The organism is Variovorax pasteuri (assembly GCF_051216435.1).
In the GTDB taxonomy this organism is placed as follows: domain Bacteria; phylum Pseudomonadota; class Gammaproteobacteria; order Burkholderiales; family Burkholderiaceae_C; genus Variovorax.
In genome coordinates this window covers 147,116-163,328 of sequence record NZ_JBPJZS010000005.1, presented here as the reverse complement: position 1 = coordinate 163,328, position 16,213 = coordinate 147,116, and the positions used below count along the sequence as shown (strand labels likewise).

General features: G+C 69.9%; 9 protein-coding genes. 2 read left to right on the top strand and 7 right to left on the bottom strand.

Annotated elements, in window-relative coordinates; all coding sequences use genetic code 11:
* Positions 1–61: 61 nt before the first annotated feature.
* Positions 62–1,684: a thiamine pyrophosphate-binding protein gene (locus tag ACSFBM_RS19760; protein WP_435485886.1), complete on the top strand. Its 1,623-nt coding sequence runs from the start codon at positions 62–64 to the stop codon at positions 1,682–1,684.
* Here ACSFBM_RS19760 and ACSFBM_RS19755 read toward each other — a convergent pair.
* The 7 genes from ACSFBM_RS19755 to ACSFBM_RS19725 all read right to left on the bottom strand — a co-directional run bounded on the left by ACSFBM_RS19755 (position 1,674) and on the right by ACSFBM_RS19725 (position 12,491).
* On the bottom strand, positions 1,674–4,730 hold the full coding sequence (locus ACSFBM_RS19755) for an EAL domain-containing protein (protein ID WP_435485885.1): 3,057 nt from the start codon (positions 4,728–4,730) through the stop codon (positions 1,674–1,676). The genes ACSFBM_RS19760 and ACSFBM_RS19755 overlap by 11 nt on opposite strands.
* 13 nt (positions 4,731–4,743) lie before the next feature.
* Positions 4,744–5,784, bottom strand: coding sequence for a TRAP transporter substrate-binding protein (locus ACSFBM_RS19750; protein WP_435485884.1), 1,041 nt, complete (start codon positions 5,782–5,784; stop codon positions 4,744–4,746).
* A 58-nt stretch (positions 5,785–5,842) separates the two neighbouring features.
* Complete coding sequence (locus ACSFBM_RS19745; RefSeq protein WP_435485883.1) at positions 5,843–6,094, bottom strand: hypothetical protein; 252 nt, start codon at positions 6,092–6,094, stop codon at positions 5,843–5,845.
* 198 nt (positions 6,095–6,292) lie between these two features.
* The gene (locus ACSFBM_RS19740; protein ID WP_435485882.1) at positions 6,293–10,687 is read right to left on the bottom strand and encodes a DEAD/DEAH box helicase; all 4,395 of its coding nucleotides are present in this window, start codon (positions 10,685–10,687) and stop codon (positions 6,293–6,295) included.
* Positions 10,688–10,790: 103 nt separating this feature from the next.
* The gene (locus tag ACSFBM_RS19735; RefSeq protein WP_435485881.1) at positions 10,791–11,195 is read right to left on the bottom strand and encodes a BLUF domain-containing protein; all 405 of its coding nucleotides are present in this window, start codon (positions 11,193–11,195) and stop codon (positions 10,791–10,793) included.
* A 116-nt stretch (positions 11,196–11,311) separates the two neighbouring features.
* On the bottom strand, positions 11,312–11,698 hold the full coding sequence (locus ACSFBM_RS19730) for a response regulator (RefSeq protein WP_435485880.1): 387 nt from the start codon (positions 11,696–11,698) through the stop codon (positions 11,312–11,314).
* Positions 11,699–11,969: 271 nt separating this feature from the next.
* The gene (locus ACSFBM_RS19725) at positions 11,970–12,491 is read right to left on the bottom strand and encodes an Lrp/AsnC family transcriptional regulator (protein WP_435485879.1); all 522 of its coding nucleotides are present in this window, start codon (positions 12,489–12,491) and stop codon (positions 11,970–11,972) included.
* 92 nt (positions 12,492–12,583) lie between these two features.
* On the opposite strand from ACSFBM_RS19725, the gene ACSFBM_RS19720 reads away from it, so the two are divergent.
* Positions 12,584–16,204, top strand: a complete 3,621-nt coding sequence (locus ACSFBM_RS19720) for an indolepyruvate ferredoxin oxidoreductase family protein (RefSeq protein ID WP_435485878.1) — start codon at positions 12,584–12,586, stop codon at positions 16,202–16,204.
* The last annotated feature ends 9 nt before the right edge of the window (positions 16,205–16,213 follow it).

Sequence of the window (16,213 nt, the reverse complement as noted above, 5' to 3'; positions counted from 1 at the left end):
GGCGGGGGCCTGCGCGGCTCCGGCGGCAAAATCGCCGGACATTCCACCCCCCCCACAAGCCATGCCAAGAAACTCCGGCCCTCGAGGCGCAGACGCGCTGATCCAGTCCTTGCGAACAGCGGGCGTGAAGCGCGTCTTCACGCTGTCGGGCAACCACATCATGTCGGTGTTCGACGCCGCCTTCGGCTCCGGCATCGAGCTCGTCCACACGCGCCACGAGGCCAGTGCGGTGCACATGGCCGATGCGTGGTCGCGCATCACGGGGGAGGTGGGCGTCGCCCTCGTCACCGGCGGGCCGGGCCATGCGAATGCGGTGGCAGCGCTGTACACCGCGCAGATGGCCGAGGCGCCCGTGGTGCTGCTGTCCGGCCACGCGCCCAACGATCAGCTCGGGCAAGGCGCGTTCCAGGAAATGCGCCAGGCAGAGATGGCCGCACCGGTCTGCAAGGCCGCCTGGACATGCGCCCGTCCTGAAGACGTGGCCGCCGATGTCGCCAGGGCCATCCGCCTTGCCAGGTCCGGCCGGCCGGGACCGGTGCACCTGAGCCTGCCGACCGACGTGCTCGAGGGTGCGGCCGCTGCCGGCCTGTTGGAGGTGGGCGCGTTCTCGCCCGACCCGATGCCGCTCGATCCGGCCCTCGCGGCGCAGTTGATCCAGCGCCTTGCGCAGGCCACGCACCCGATGATCCTCGTGGGGCCGTCCTGCATGACGCGTGCCGGTCGCGTGCTGACCGAGGCTCTGGAACATGCGACGGGCATCCCGGTGATCGGCATGGAGAGCCCGCGCGGCATCGCCGATGCGAGCCTCGGCGCATTCGCCGAACTGTTGCCGCGCGTGGACTGCCTGCTGCTCGTGGGCAAGCGGCTCGACTTCACCCTCAGGTTCGGCGCGGCCTTTCCCGCTGCGACGCAGGTGCACCAGGTCGATGCCGACCCGGACGAGATCGCGCGCAGCCGCCGTGCCGTGGGCGACCGGTTGCAGATCACCGCGCAAGCCGATGCGGCGTCGGCGCTGCGCGCACTGACGCAGGCGGCGCGCGGTGCGGCCGCTTCCACATGGCGGGGCGAAGTGCGCGACGCGGTGTCCTACCGGCCCGCGGCGTGGGACAGCGCCTGCGCGCAATCGCCGGAACGCCTGCATCCGGTGCAGATGCTGCGGCCCCTGCAGGCCCTGCTCGACAGCCATCCCGAGTCGGTGCTCGTGTGCGACGGCGGCGAAATCGGCCAGTGGGCCACGGCATGCCTGCGGGCGCCGCACCGCGTCATCAACGGCGTCGCCGGCGCGATCGGCGCCGGACTGCCCTACGCACTGGCCGCGCGCTGCGCCCGCCCCGGGGCGCCGGTCGTCGCGGTGATGGGCGACGGCACCGTCGGTTTCCACATCGCCGAGTTCGACACCGCGGTTCGCTACGGCCTCGCCTTCCTCGCGGTGGTCGGCAACGACGCGCGCTGGAATGCGGAGTACCAGATCCAGCTGCGCGACTACGGCCCGCAGCGCCTGATCGGCTGCGAGCTGCGACCCACGCGCTACGACATGGTCGCGCAGGCCTTCGGCGCGCACGGCGAGTGCGTGACGCATGCGGCCTCGCTGCCGGCGGCGGCCGATCGTGCGCTCGCCAGCGGGATGCCGGCCTGCCTGAACGTGATGATCGAGGGCGTGCCCGCGCCGCAGATCAGGCGGTAGCCGTACCGCCGTCGAGCGCGTGCTCGTAGGCCTCCAGCGCCTGGGGCATGCCGAACAGGTAGCCCTGGCACAGCAGGCAGCCGTGGCGCTCCAGGAAGTCGCGCTGCGCCTGCGTTTCCACGCCCTCGGCCACGATCTCCAGCTCCAGGTTGCGCGCCATGCCGATGATGGTCTGGATGATCAGCTCGACCTTCGGATTCAACCCGATGCTGTGCACGAAGAACTTGTCGACCTTGACCTGGCTGAGCGGCAACTGGGTCATGTACGACAGCGACGAGTAGCCGGTGCCGAAGTCGTCCATCGAGAACTGCAGGCCCAGCGCGGCCAGCGTGTCCATCTTCTCGATGGTGTCGATCACCTTGTCGTGCAGCAGGCTTTCGGTGAGTTCCAGCTTGAGCCTGGCCGGGTCGGCGCCGGTGCGTTGCAGCACCGCGCGGACCTGGTCAACGAAGTCGTCTTCGCGGAACTGCCGCGCGCTCACGTTCACCGACAGCTGCAGGTGGGCCCGGCCGGGTTCGGCGCGCCAGGCCGTCAGCTGCCTGCAGGCCGTCTCCAGCACCCAGAGGCCCAGCGGAATGATGAGTCCGGTGTCTTCCGCCACGTCGATGAATTCCCGCGGCATCAGCAGGCCGCGCAACGGATGCTGCCAGCGCACCAGCACCTCCGCGCCGGTCACATGGTTGTCGCTCGTGACCTGACTCTGGTAGTGCAGCACGAACTGCCGCGACGCGATGGCCGTGTGCAGCTCGTTTTCCAGCGCGGCGCGCGCGGTGATGCTGGTCTGCATGCCTGCCTCGAAGAAGCGCAGCGCGTTGCCGCCGCCGGTCTTGGCGTAGTACATCGCGATGTCGGCCTGCTTGAGCACCTCTTCCATCGACGCGTGCTTCGCTTCGAACAGCACCGCACCGATGCTGCAGGTGCTGTGATGCTGCTGCGAGCCGAGCTGGTAGGGCTGGTTCAGCCGCGCCAGGATGGCCGCGCCCATCGTCTCGGTCTGCGAGGTGGCGATCACGGCCTGCGCGCTCAGGTCTTCCAGCATCACGACGAACTCGTCGCCGCCCAGGCGCGCCACCATGTCTCCCTCGCGCAGGCAGTCCTTGAGCCGCTGCGCCACCTGCTTGAGCATCACGTCGCCGATGTCGTGCCCGAGCGCGTCGTTCAGGGTCTTGAAATTGTCGAGGTCGAGGAACAGCAGTGCGCACAGGCGCGAGCGCTGCGCGGGCGATCCGGCCGCGCCGATGGCCTGCTTCAGGCGGTCGAGCAGCAGCCGCCGGTTGGGCAGGCCGGTCAGCGTGTCGTAGAAGGCGAGGTGCTCGATCTCGTGCGCCGCGAGCTTGCTCTCGGTGATGTTGCGCAGGATCACGATGAAGCGGGTGTCGACCTCGTCGCCCACCGATTTGCGCGAGACCGAAATCTCGAACCAGGCGCTGTCGCGCGCACCGCGCCGCTCGAACTGGCGGCCTGCGGAATAGCCCGTGGCATCGGCCTCGCGCAGGGCACTCATGACCTCCGCCACCGCCTCGGCAGGCAGCAGCTCCGGCAGCCTGCGCCCGACCGGGTCTTCGACGTCGGTGACCGGCAGCGGACCGCGCGGCGCGTGGTAGCCGTGGCAGCGGCCGTCCAGGCCCACTTCCAGCAGCAGGTCGGGCAGCGCGTCGAGCGTGGCCTGCAACTGCGCCTTGCTCTCGATGATGGCGGCCGTGTGGCGGCGCTTCTCGGTGATGTCCTGGTACACGCAGACGGTGCCTCCGTCGGGCGTGCGGCTGCGCGTGGCGCGGATCACCTGGCCGCTCTGCAGCAGTGCCTCCTGCTCGGAGTGCACCTGGTTCATCTGCGGCAGGTTCAGGGCCGTCCAGTCGGCCGCGCCGCGGTCGTGCACCACGTGTTTGGCGGTCTCGTCCATGATGCGGCGAAAGGGCAGCTGCGGCGCGATCATCGGCGCGGTCCAGGGAAACATCGCGATGAAGCTGCGGTTCCAGCTGAGCACGCGGTTCTCGGCGTCCAGCAGGATGAAGCCGTCGATCATCGACTCCAGCGCCTGGTCCAGCGTGGACTTGGAGCGGCCCAGCTCGTTGCTTGCGCGCCATTGGCGGCGCAGCTGGACGTGCGTGAAGCGCGCCACCGCCAAAATCATCAGCCCGATGCCGGCGGTGGTCCAGGCGATCAGGTCGCGCTCGCGGCGCCAGTCCCGCAGGGCCGCCGTCAAAGGAATGCTCGCGACGATCAGCATGTTGCGATGCAGCGTCGGACGCGCCACCACGATGGCCGGCAGCCCGCTCAGGCGCGCCGCCATGCGCGAAGGCTTGCCGTCGCTGGTCTGCTCGTGAAGGGCGGGCTCGATCTGCTTGCCCGTGAGGTCGTCGCGCGGCGGCAGGCTCGCCAGCAGCGGGCCGGCGTCGCGTTCCAGCGTGACCTCCAGGCCGCGGATGCCCGCGCCCTGCGTCATGATCGTGGCCAGCAGCGACAGCTGCACCTCGGCCACGCCCACCATCCGCGCGCCGTCGGCCAGCGTCACGGCGCGTGCGAAGAACAGCACGTTCTGCGAGGTGACGAGGCTGGAGGCCGGCGCGCTGATCGCCAGCGTGGACACCGGGTTCGCCAGCACGCTGCGCACGAAGCCGGCGGGCAGGGCCAGCGGCAGCTGGGCGCCGCGCCGGTCGGACGAGGCGATCACCGTGCCGCCGGCATCGACGAACGCAACATGGCGCACCAGCAGGTTCTGCCTCACCACGTTGTCGAGCAGCCGGTGCGCTTCGAAGCGGCCCGCGTTGACGCCGGCACTGCCGGCGGTCGAGTCGCGCAGCAATTCGTTCGCGCCGGCCAGCAGCATGTCGACGCTCAGCAGCGCGCGATTGAGGGCTGCTTCCGAGCCGGCGACAAAGCGCACCGCCTGGCTCTCGTGGTCGCTCAGCGTCTTCTGGTGCGCCTCCCAGACGATGACGGTGGCCACGGTCGCCACCATGGCGAGGAAGAGGATCGCCACGCCGTAGACGATGGCGGTGACGCGGCGGGGAAAGTGCGGCTTCACTGCGGGGTGGGAGCTCACTGCGGGGGGAAGCTCACTGCGCGATGGAGGCGCGCAGGCCGACCACCGGTCCCAGCGTCTCGTTCCAGACCTTGGCGCACACCGGTCCGCAGCGCTGCACCCAGCCCGGCAGCACGCGGGTCGCGAAGATTTCCTGGCGACGGGCTTCGTCCTGCGGCGACGGCGCCACGGCCCCCATGCGGCCCTTGACGGGCTTGCTGCAGCCCGCCGCGCCCGTGTTGCAGGCGATGCCCTCGCCGGTTTCGCGTTCCGACTGGGCCCACACCGCAGCCTCCAGGCGCGGCAGTTCCTTGCGCAGCAGGGCCTGCAGGTCGGGCGGCAGCGCGGCGAGGCTTTCGCGGTTGGCCGCGAAGACCGCCACGCCCCAGCTCAGGGGGGTGGTGTAGAGGGTGCTGGTCACTTCGTGCAGTCCCAGCGTGTATCCCGACATGGTGCCGGTGATGGCGCAGTCGGTGTTGCCCGACTTCATGTTCGCGATGATCTGGGCGAACTCGGTGTACACCGGCGTGCCGCCGAGCGCCGTGACGAAGTCGGCCTGCGTGGCGCTCGAGACGCGCGTGCGCCTTCCCGCGAGGTCGGCCAGCTGCCGCATCGGCTTGCTGCAGAACACCTCCTGCGCCGGATAGATGTAGACCGCCAGCAGTTCCACGTTGTAGCGGTCGCGCAAGGTCTCGGTCAGGTAGGGGCGGAACGCGCTCACCACCCGGCGCAGCGTGGGAATGTCGGGGTTCAGGCCGGCCATGTCGGGGGCACCCAATTCCGGAAACTGCGTTGACATCTGGCTCATCAATGCGGTGCCGAAGGGCACGACGCCCAGCTGCATCAGGTTGAGCATTTCCTGGCCCGGCACGCCCGCGCGGTCGAAGGGCACGATGCTCGCGGTGTAGCGGCCGCCTGACAGCGCGGCGAGGTCGCGGGTCCAGAACTGTTCCTCGTGCCCCGTGTACTGCGTGACACCGCCCAAGCCGCCGACGATGCGCAGGCGCTGAACGGGCGCCGTCTGCGCGTTGCACAGCGACGCGAAGAACATCAGAAAGACAAGGAAATAAGCCACGAATTTCATCATTACACAGGATCACCGGCGCGGGACGCGCGAACGCGATCCGCAGCGCTCAACGCCGAGCGCCCGAATGCCTGGCACCCCGGGTACCGACGCGCTCGCCGACGAAGCGTTCGAGCTCCTGCAGGCCGTCGTCGGTGATGCGCTTCACCACGGCGATCCGGGGCACCACATAGGCCCCCTTGAGTGCCGGCGGCACGTTGAATTCAGCCTCGACCAGGCCCGTGGCCGCGAGGACGGAAATGCGCCGGACGTCTTCCGGCTTCTCCAGGCGAAGCGGAAAACGGGCGTGCTGGAGCCTCATCAAGCAAAAGAGTGGCATGCGATCCCCAGTGCCCGGCGTCGTTGTTTTCGCCGCGCCGGCCGGCCCCGAAACGGTGAGGACGAATGTAAATAAACGTAGATATTCCGCAATACCCAATTCGGGGGACCACACACCCCGAATACGTAGTCAGAGGTTCTCGTTTTGTGCGGTGTGTTCCTCGAACCCGTGGCCTGGCGCTCAGGCCTGCTGCTGCACGGCGAGGTCGACAAGGCGCAGCGGCGGTTCGAGCGACAGCGCGCGGCGTGCGGCCTGCGCCTGCGCCGCGTCCAGCGCCACCAGCAAGGCGATCTCCCCGGCCACGCTGGTCGCGATCGGCACACCGTCGCGGTACAGCACGCGCGAACCTGCGACGCGCGGCACCCTGGGCCCATGGACGATGCTGCCCAGCAGGTTGGCGGGGTCGCTGGCCGCGAGCGCAATCAGCACGCCGTCGCCGGGCTGCCTGCGCACCTGCCGCATCGAAGCGACCGCCTCGGGCAGCGCGAACTGCTCGCCCGATACCCCGGCGATGAAACGGCCACCGCGAATCTCGCCGCGTGCCTCCAGCCGCCGGCACACGCGCACCAGGTCGCGCCAGGGCGGCAGCCATGCGGCCTCGCGCTCGAGCAGGCGCCAGCAGATCACACCGTAGCGGCGCAGCAGCACGTGCACGACCTGCTCCATCGCCTCCGCGGAGCTTGCCGTCATCGTTTCGGCCGCGGCGGGCGGCCGCACCAAGGTCCAGCGCCCTGCGTCCTCGATGCCGAACAGCGGCGTGCGGCGGCGCCGCCGCGTGTCGGCCGACGCGCGCTTCGACGCCGGCACCAGCAAGGCGCGCAGGCCGGCATAGCTGTCGCAGCGCGCGCGACCCTTGGCGACCAGTTCGGTCAGCGCCTCCTCGATTTCCACCGGCAACAGCCGCGTGCCCGACGCGATCTCGTCGAAGAAGCAGGCGCCGTGCTGCGCCAGGTGCGCGGCCACGCGCGTGGCGCGCGAGCCAAGCGTTTCGTCGTCGACGGGGGCCGGCGCCAGGCCGGTCCACAGCGCCGCGCTGCGGCGCGGCAACAGCACGATCGGCGTGGCACGCAACGACAGGCTGCCCGCGCCTTTGCGGACGCTCTGGCCCTCCGCTGCGTTCGGGCGCAGCCGCGTCCACAGCACGCGTCCGGCCGTGCACAAGTCGTCGAGCCAGGCGCCGGCGTAGTCGCTCACGCGCGCGGGCAGCAGCTCGGCCTCCCACAGCGGCGCGGGCGCCTCGTAGCCTTCGAGCTGCGACAGGACGCCCGACAGCGCTTCAGGCCCGCTCACGCGGGAGGCCGCACCGATGCGCTGCCATTCGAAGAGAAAACGCACGAAGTCGCGCGGCTCCACCGGCTCGATCTCGCGGCGCAGCCGCTTGAGCGTGTAGCGGTGGATGCGCGCCAGCAGATGGCGTTCGCACCATTCGACGGTTGGCGTGCCCGGCGTGAAACGGCCCTGCAGCACGCTGCCTTCGGCCTGCAGCGCAAGCAGCGCGCCTTCGACGTCGGCGCTCGGCAGGCGCAGCGGCGCGGCCAGCTGCGCCACGGTGACCGGGCCGAGGCCGCCAAGGCGCGAACGCAGCAACTCGCGCAGCGCGGTGTCGCGGTCGGCCGGCTGCTCGGCGTCGGCAGGCGCTTCGATGGCGGGTTGCATGGGTGCATCGGGCGCCACGGCCTGCAGCAGGCGCAGGCGCTCGGCCGTCACCCACAGGCCGCGCGCACCGCGTCCCGTGCCTTCGCGCAGCAGACGCGTCGCGCGGCCGGCCTTCGCGAGCGCGGCGAGCCATTGCTTCCAGCCGGCACCTCGCGCCACTTCGTGCGCCACCTCGTCGTCGCTCAACGCGCCGAGCATGCCCAGCGCCTCGTGCATCTCGTCGGCGTTGCGCGGTTGCGGCCAGGCCTCCTCGCGCACGCTGGCGATGGCGTCCGCGTCGAGCTGGCCCACGTCGTCGGCGCTTTCGGGGTCGGTGTAGCGGCGGTTCTGCACGGCCTGCGTGCGGCGCTCTTCCAGCGGCGCGTCGTCCAGGAAGGCATAGGGGCGCGCGTTCAGCGCTTCCATGGCAAGCGGCGAGGGCGCGGGCAGGTCGCGCGCCAGCACGCGCACCTCGCCCGACTCCATGCGGCGCAGCAGCGCGAGCCAGCCCTCGGCGTCCATCGCGTCGTGCAGGCAGTCGTCGAGTGTCTGCGCCACCAGCGGATGCTCGGGCACCTCGCGCTCGCCGACGATGTTCTCCGCGCACGCCACCTGGTCGGGGAACACGGCCGCGAGCAGGTCTTCGGAGCGCATGCGCTGCAGCTGCGGCGCCACCTTGCGCCCGCCGCTGAAGCGCGGCAGCGCGAGCGCCGTGGTCGCGTTCCAGCGCCAGCGCACGCCGAACAGCGGCGCGTCGAGCAGCGCCTGCACCAGCACGTGCAGCGCCGAGGCCGAGTGCAGGTAGCGCGCCACCTCGTCGAGCGCGAAGCTGTGGCTGGTGGACAGCGACAGCACGATCGCGTCTTCGGTCGCCGCGGCCTGCAGCTCGAAATTGAAGGTGCGGCAAAAGCGCTTGCGCAGCGCCAGCCCCCACGCGCGGTTGAGCCGGCTGCCGAAGGGCGAGTGAATCACCAGCTGCATGCCGCCCGATGCGTCGAAGAAGCGCTCCATGACGAGCGTGCGCTGTGTCGGCAGCGCGCCGAGCACGGCGAGCGCGTGCGCGAGGTGCGCCACGATCTGGCGTGCGGCTTCGTCGTCCAGGCCGAGGGTCTGCGTCAGCAGCGCCATCGCGCCGTCGCGGCCACCTTCTTCCAGCGCCTGCGCCACTTCTTCGCGCAGCCGCGACACGCCGAACGACAACTCGTCGCTGCGCCCCGGCGCCTCGCCGAGCCAGAACGGAATGTTGGGTGCCGCGCCGTGCGCGTCTTCCACCCGCACGCGGCCCGGCTCGATCTTCAGGATGCGGTAGCTGGTGTTGCCGAGCTGGAACACGTCGCCCGCCAGGCTCTCGACCGCGAAGTCCTCGTTGACCGTGCCGATCTTGTCGGCCTGCGGCTCCAGCACGACCGTGTAGTCGCCGGTCTCCGGAATGGTGCCGCCCGAGGTGAGCGCGGTCATGCGCGCGCCCTTGCGCTCGCGCAGCAGGTGGTTCACCGCGTCGCGGTGCACGTAGCCGGCGCGCTGCCCCTGCCGCGTGGTGAAGCCTTCGGACACCATGCGCACCACGTCCATGAAGCGTTCGTGCGTGAGGGTTGCATAGGGCCACGCGCGGCGCACCAGCGCGAAGAGATCGTCCTCGTGCCATTCGCGGCAGGCGGTCTCGGCCACGATCTGCTGCGCCAGCACATCCAGCGGCGCCGGCAGCACGCGCAGCGCGTCGAGCTCGCCGCGGCGGATGCAGTCGAGCAGCGCGGCGCATTCGACCAGCTCGTCGCGTGACTGCGGGAACAGCCGCGCCTTCGGCACGCCGCCCACCGCGTGGCCCGAGCGCCCCGCACGTTGCAGGAAGGTGGCGATGGCGCGCGGCGAGCCGAGCTGGCACACCAGGTCGACGTCGCCGATGTCCAGGCCCAGCTCCAGCGAGGCGGTCGCCACCAGCACCTTCAGCTCGCCGCGCTTGAGGCGCTGCTCGGCGTCCAGGCGCGTTTCTTTCGACAGGCTGCCGTGGTGCGCGGCCACGGCCTCCTTGCCGAGGATGTCGCCCAGGTGCCGCGCCGCGCGCTCGGCCATGCGGCGCGTGTTGACGAACACCAGCGTGGTCATGTGCAGCCACACCAGCTCGGCCACGCGGGCGTACACCTGCGTCCACTGGTCGCCCGACATCACGGCTTCCAGCGGGGTCGGCGGCAGCTCGAGCGCCAGGTCCCGCTGCTTGGCATAGCCGATGTCGACGACGGCGCAGTCGGCCGTGCCGTCGGCGTGCAGCGCACCGGCGCCGACCAGGAAGCGCGCCACCTCGTCGATCGGCTTCTGCGTGGCCGACAGGCCGATGCGCACCGGCCGCGCGCCTGTGTGCGCCACGCACAGCGCCTGCAACCGTTCCAGCGACAGCGCGAGGTGGCTGCCGCGCTTGCTTGCGGCAATGGCGTGGATCTCGTCGACGATCACGCTGCGCACCGCCCCGAGCATCTTGCGGCCCGACGCCGAACCCAGCAGCACATAGAGCGACTCCGGCGTGGTCACCAGGATGTGCGGTGGCCGGCGCAGGCTCTGCTGGCGTTCGCGCTGCGGCGTGTCGCCGGTGCGCACGGCGGTGCGGATGTCGACGTCGGGCAGGCCGAGCGCCGCCAGCGCGGCGCGAATGCCCGCGAGCGGCGCGTCGAGGTTCAGGCGGATGTCGTTGGACAGCGCCTTCAGCGGCGAGACGTAGACGACGGCGGTTTCATCCGGCAGCCCGCCGGGTGCCAGCCCCCGGCGCACCAGGTCGTCCAGCGCGGCCAGGAAAGCGGTGAGCGTCTTGCCGGAGCCGGTGGGTGCCGCGACCAGCGTGTCGCGTCCGGCGCGAATCGCCGGCCACGCCGCGACCTGTGCGGACGTGGGGCGGGGAAAGGTTCCAAGGAACCACTGGGCGACGGCGGGGTGGAACGGGTTCAGGGTCACGGGGGCAAACAGGCACGCAACGGCATGCGCCTGCAGCCACGAAGATCGGGACTGCGCGGGCAAATGTCAAGGCGCCCCCTGCAGGCGCCGGTAGCGATCGCCGCTACGGCTCCATGTCCATCGACGGCACCAGCGCGACAAATGCCGCTCGCGCAGCGGCGCTTTCCCGGCTCTCGATGTGTTGCAGCGTTTCCGTGCCGTCGACACTCAGAAAGCCCATGCTGAACCGGCGAAATTGCCGTTTGTTGCTCTTGCCCCGATGCAGCAGACGTACCTCGCGGTGCCTGGGGTCGATCTCGATGCGTTCGTAGAGCCTGCGGACGTCGTCCGCCGGGCCTTCGAGGTACTGGCAGAACCTCTCGCCGTCGAACACGAGCAGGCCCGTGATGTGCACCTGGGCATTGGCTTGCCGGGCGTGGCGGGCAATCTTGCCAACCACGCCCAGTGGGGCCGCGGACGCGATCACACTGATGTAGAGCAGTTCGTGGAGGTCGGCTTCAGTTGGCATCGAGGCTCCCTCCCGGGAGCTAACTGAACTTCTCGTCTCGACGGACTACAGCCAGGCAGTGAGCGAGTGTGCGCCAAACGCCCTCGCACTGGTTGCCTGCTTTGGCGGCGACCGTGTCAGCTGCGGTCCGCCTGACCCGGAATGCGCTGCACGAAGTGAAGGAAGTTGTCCAGCTCGGTCGACTTGTCGAACACCGCGTCTGCACCCAGCGCCAGGCACTGCGCCCGCATCTCGCGTGTCGCATAGTTCGACAGGATCACCACGAGCTGGTGCGGCGCGCGCTGCTCGCAGCCGCGCAAGACCCCCAGCCCGGACCCTTCTTTCAAAAAGAGATCGACGACCGCGACGTCCCAGTCGCCGTCGTGCGACTTCAGCCAGTGAATGGCCTGCGCCTCGGTCTCGGCGGTTCCCAGCACACGGGCTCTGGTCAGGTCCTCGAGCGTGGGGATGAGCTGGTCGCGAATCGTCTTGTTGTCCTCGACGAGGAATGTGATGACAGCCATTTTTTTCCCTGAATTTTCTCTGAACGTCCCTGGTGCCAACGGTGAGGCGAACCCTGTACTGCCGTGGTGGTCCATGCACGCGTGTCGCTGTGAGCGGGTCTCCTACGCCGGCGCACGGCCGTTCGCAAGCTGCGGGCTGCGCAGGCGTCAAAAGACGATGGCGGTGCCGGAGCAGAAGCTTCGTGTGGCTGGAGGAACTACCGGCCGATCTCCATGCCCTGCGACCTCACGGATGTTGGCTTGCCCGCTGGAGGGACGTGCTGCATCGAGCTCAGCTGCGCCGCGTGCCCCCTGCCCGGGGCGCCGTGCCCAGCAGGTGCGCCAGCGGCAGCGCCGTCTCTGACTTGATCTCCCGCAGCACGATGCTCGAACGCACATGCGTCACGCCAGGCAGGCTGAACAGCACCTCGTGCAAGAAGCGCTCGTAGTGCTTCATGTCTGGCACGGTCACGTGGAGGATGTAGTCCGCCGGCCCGGTGGCCGACACGCAGCGGATGATCTGCGGGCTCGCGGCCACCACTTCCTCGAAGCGCTGCACCAGCGCCTCGCTGTGCCGGTCGAGGTTCACCTCGGCCACGGCCGACACATGCAGGCCGACCAGTTCGGGGTCGACCAGGGCGGTGTAGCCGCGGATCACGCCGGCCGCCTCCATCTCCTTGATGCGCTTCCAGCAGGGCGTGGGCGACAGCCCCACGGCCTCGGAGATCTGCTGCACCGTCTGCCGCCCGTCGTGCTGCAGTGCAGAAAGAATCTTGAGGCAATGCTCGTCAAGAGAAACAGAACCAACGTTCATGGCGAATTTCGAGAGGATTATTCTTCAAACAAGGGTCTGCGCCAGTGTATTGAAGAAACACTTCCTTCGGGTGCGGCAGAACAATTCCGGGCATGAACGCCCCACACACCGCAACCGCACTCAGACGGCCCGACTACCAGCTCTCCGACAACCTCTGGGCCGACGCCGGCTCGGTCTTCCTCACCGGCACGCAGGCGCTGATCCGTATCCTGGCGATGCAGGGCCGGCGCGACGCGGCGCGCGGCCTGCACACGCAGGGCTTCGTCAGCGGCTACCGCGGCTCGCCGCTGGGCATGGTCGACCAGGCCATCTGGAAGGCCGGCGAGCGCTTCAAGCAGACCGGCATCCGCTTCGTGCCTGCCGTCAACGAGGAGCTGGCCGCCACGCAGGTGCTGGGCACGCAACGCGTCGAGTCCGACCCCGAGCGCACCGTCGAGGGCGTGTACGCCATGTGGTACGGCAAGGGCCCGGGGGTGGACCGGGCGGGCGACGCACTCAAGCACGGCAATGCCTACGGCTCGTCGCCGCACGGCGGCGTGCTGGTGGTGGCGGGCGATGACCACGGCTGCGTGTCGTCGTCGATGCCGCACCAGAGCGACCACGCCTTCATGGCCTGGCGCATGCCCGTGATGCAGCCCGCCAGCGTGGCCGAGTACCTGGAGTTCGGCCTGTACGGCTACGAGCTCTCGCGCTATTCGGGCGCATGGGTCGGCATGGCGGCGCTGTCCGAAATCGTCGAGAGCGCGGGCACCGTGGACCTCGATGCGGTGAATGCGCGCGTGGCCGCCTGGGAAGACGCCGACGCCGTGCGCGCCGCCACCGGCCACCGCGCACCGACCGACGGCCTGCACTACCGCTGGCCCGACCTGCCGTCGCTGCGCATCGAGTCGCGCCTCGAAGACAAGCTTGCGGCCGTGGCCGCCTTCACGCAGCGCAACAGCATCGACCGCCACGTCATCGTGAGCCCGCATGCCAAGGTGGGCATCGTCACCTGCGGCAAGGCGCACCACGACCTGATGGAGGTGCTGCGCCGGCTCGAACTCTCGCCCGAGCAGCTCGCGCGCGCCGGCGTGCGGCTCTACAAGGTGGGCCTGAGCTTTCCGCTGGAGCAGACGCGCCTGAAGGCCTTTGCGCAGGGGCTCGACGAGATCCTCGTCGTCGAAGAAAAGGGTGCGGTGGTCGAGACGCAGCTGCGCGACATCTTCTACAACGCGCCTGCCGGTGCGCGCCCCGTGCTCGTGGGAAAGCACGACCGCGCGGGCCTGCCGCTGGTGTCGGCCCTGGGTGAGCTGCGCCCCTCGCGCCTCATCGAGCTGGTCGCGCACTGGCTGGCCGTGCACTTCCCCGACAACCACGACCTGGGTGACCACCTGCAGCATGTGCGCGACTTCACGCCGCCCGAGCTGCTGGGCAACGCGAGCGACGCCGTCAAGCGGCTGCCGTACTTCTGCGCCGGCTGCCCGCACAACACCAGCACCAAGGTGCCCGAAGGCTCCACCGCGCGCGCGGGCATCGGTTGCCACTTCATGGCCAACTGGATGGACCGCAGCACGGCAGGGCTCATACAGATGGGCGGGGAGGGCGTCGACTGGATCTCGCACGCCATGTTCACGAAGACGCCGCACGTGTTCCAGAACCTGGGCGACGGCACCTACTACCACTCGGGCTACCTCGCGATCCGCCAGGCCGTGGCCGCCAAGGCCACGCTCACCTACAAGATCCTGTTCAACGACGCGGTCGCCATGACCGGCGGGCAGCCGGTCGACGGCGTCATCAGCGTGGACGCCATCGCGCGGCAGGTCGAGTCCGAAGGCGTGACCAAGGTGGTGGTCGTGAGCGATGCCATCGGCAACTACGACGCCATCAGGAACCGCTTTCCGGCGGGCACCGAGTTCCACGACCGCGCCGCGCTCGACGAGGTGCAGCGCCGCCTGCGCGAGATGCCCGGCGTGACCGTGCTCATCTACGAGCAGACCTGCGCCGCCGAGAAGCGCCGCCGCCGCAAGAAGGGCGAGCTGGCCGAACCGCCCAAGCGCCTCTTCATCAACGAAGCGGTGTGCGAAGGCTGCGGCGACTGCACCGTGCAGAGCAACTGCGTGGCCGTGCTGCCGCAGGAAACGCCGATGGGCCGCAAGCGCAAGATCGACCAGACCAGCTGCAACAAGGACTACTCCTGCGCCAAGGGCTTCTGCCCCAGCTTCGTGGGCGTCACCGGCGGCAAGCTGCGCCGCAAGAGCGGCGCGCTGGCCGCGGGGCGCGATGCCTTCCTGCACCGCGTGGCCGCGCTGCCGCACCCCGCGCCGCACGCATGGAGCGCGCCGTACGACCTGCTCGTGACCGGCGTGGGCGGCACCGGCGTGGTGACGGTGGGCGCGGTCATCGCCATGGCCGCGCACCTCGAAGGCAAGTCCGCCAGCGTGCTCGACTTCATGGGCTTCGCGCAGAAGGGCGGCTCGGTGCTGAGCTTCGTGCGCCTGGCCGATGCGCCCGAGCGGCTGAACCAGGTGCGCATCGACACCCAGCAGGCCGACGCCATCCTGGCGTGCGACGTGGTGGTGGGCGCATCGGCCGATGCCCTGCAGACCGTGCGGCACGGACGCACGCGCGTGCTCGCCAACATCCACGAGATCCCGGTGGCCGAGTCGCTGCGCAACCCCGATGCCGACCTGCACGTCGACCTGCTGCTGGAGAAGATGCGCTTCGTCGCGGGCGAGGAGCAGGTCGAGACCTTCGACGCGCAGAGCCTGGCCGAGGAGTTCCTGGGCGACACGCTGGCCGCCAACATCGTGGCGACCGGCTACGCATGGCAGCGCGGCCTGGTGCCGCTGAGCCTGGAGGCGTTGATGCATGCGATCGAACTCAACGGTGTGGCGGTGGCGGCCAACCAGTCGGCCTTTTCGCTGGGGCGGCTCGCTGCGGGCGACCCTGCCGCGCTCGACCAGTTGCGCGCGGCGCCGATGAATGCGCAAGCGCAGCAGGCCGACGAGCGCCCGCTGGAAACGCTGCTGGCCGATGCGCGCCGCCATCTCACCGGCTACCAGAACGCCGCGTGGGCATCACGTTTCGAGACGCGCATTCGCGCGCTGCAGCAGGCCGAGTCCGCACTGCCGGGCGGCGATGCCAGCCTGCCCTTCACGCGCAACGCGGCGCGCAGCCTGCTCAAGCTCATGAGCTACAAGGACGAGTACGAAGTGGCGCGGCTCTACACCGACGGCGCCTTCCTGCAGAAGCTCAAGGACCAGTTCGAAGGCGACCTGAAGCTCGAGTTTCATATGGCCCCGCCGCTGCTCGCGCGCCCCGCGAACGGGCAGGCGCCGGTCAAGGTGCGCCTGGGCGCCTGGATGCTGCCGGCCATGAAGTGGCTGGCGCACGGCAAGCGGCTGCGCGGCACCGCCTTCGACCTGTTCGGCTACACCGAAGAGCGCCGCATCGAGCGCGAGCTGATCGCGCACTTCGACGGCCTGCTGCAGGACATGTGCACCGAGCTCACCGCCGACAACCAATCGACCGCCGCGCGCGTGGCCGTGCTGCCGATGTCGGTGCGCGGCTTCGGTCATGTGAAGCTCGCCAACCTCGCGTCGGCGCGCGTTCGCGAAGCCGAGCTGCTGCACCGCTTTGCGCCGTCGCGTTATGCGAAGCCGGCGTCGGCCGAAGGCGCGCCTGCCGCAGGCCAGATTCGCGGCATCGCGATCGTGGCCGGCTCAGGGGCTTGAGGTGCGCGC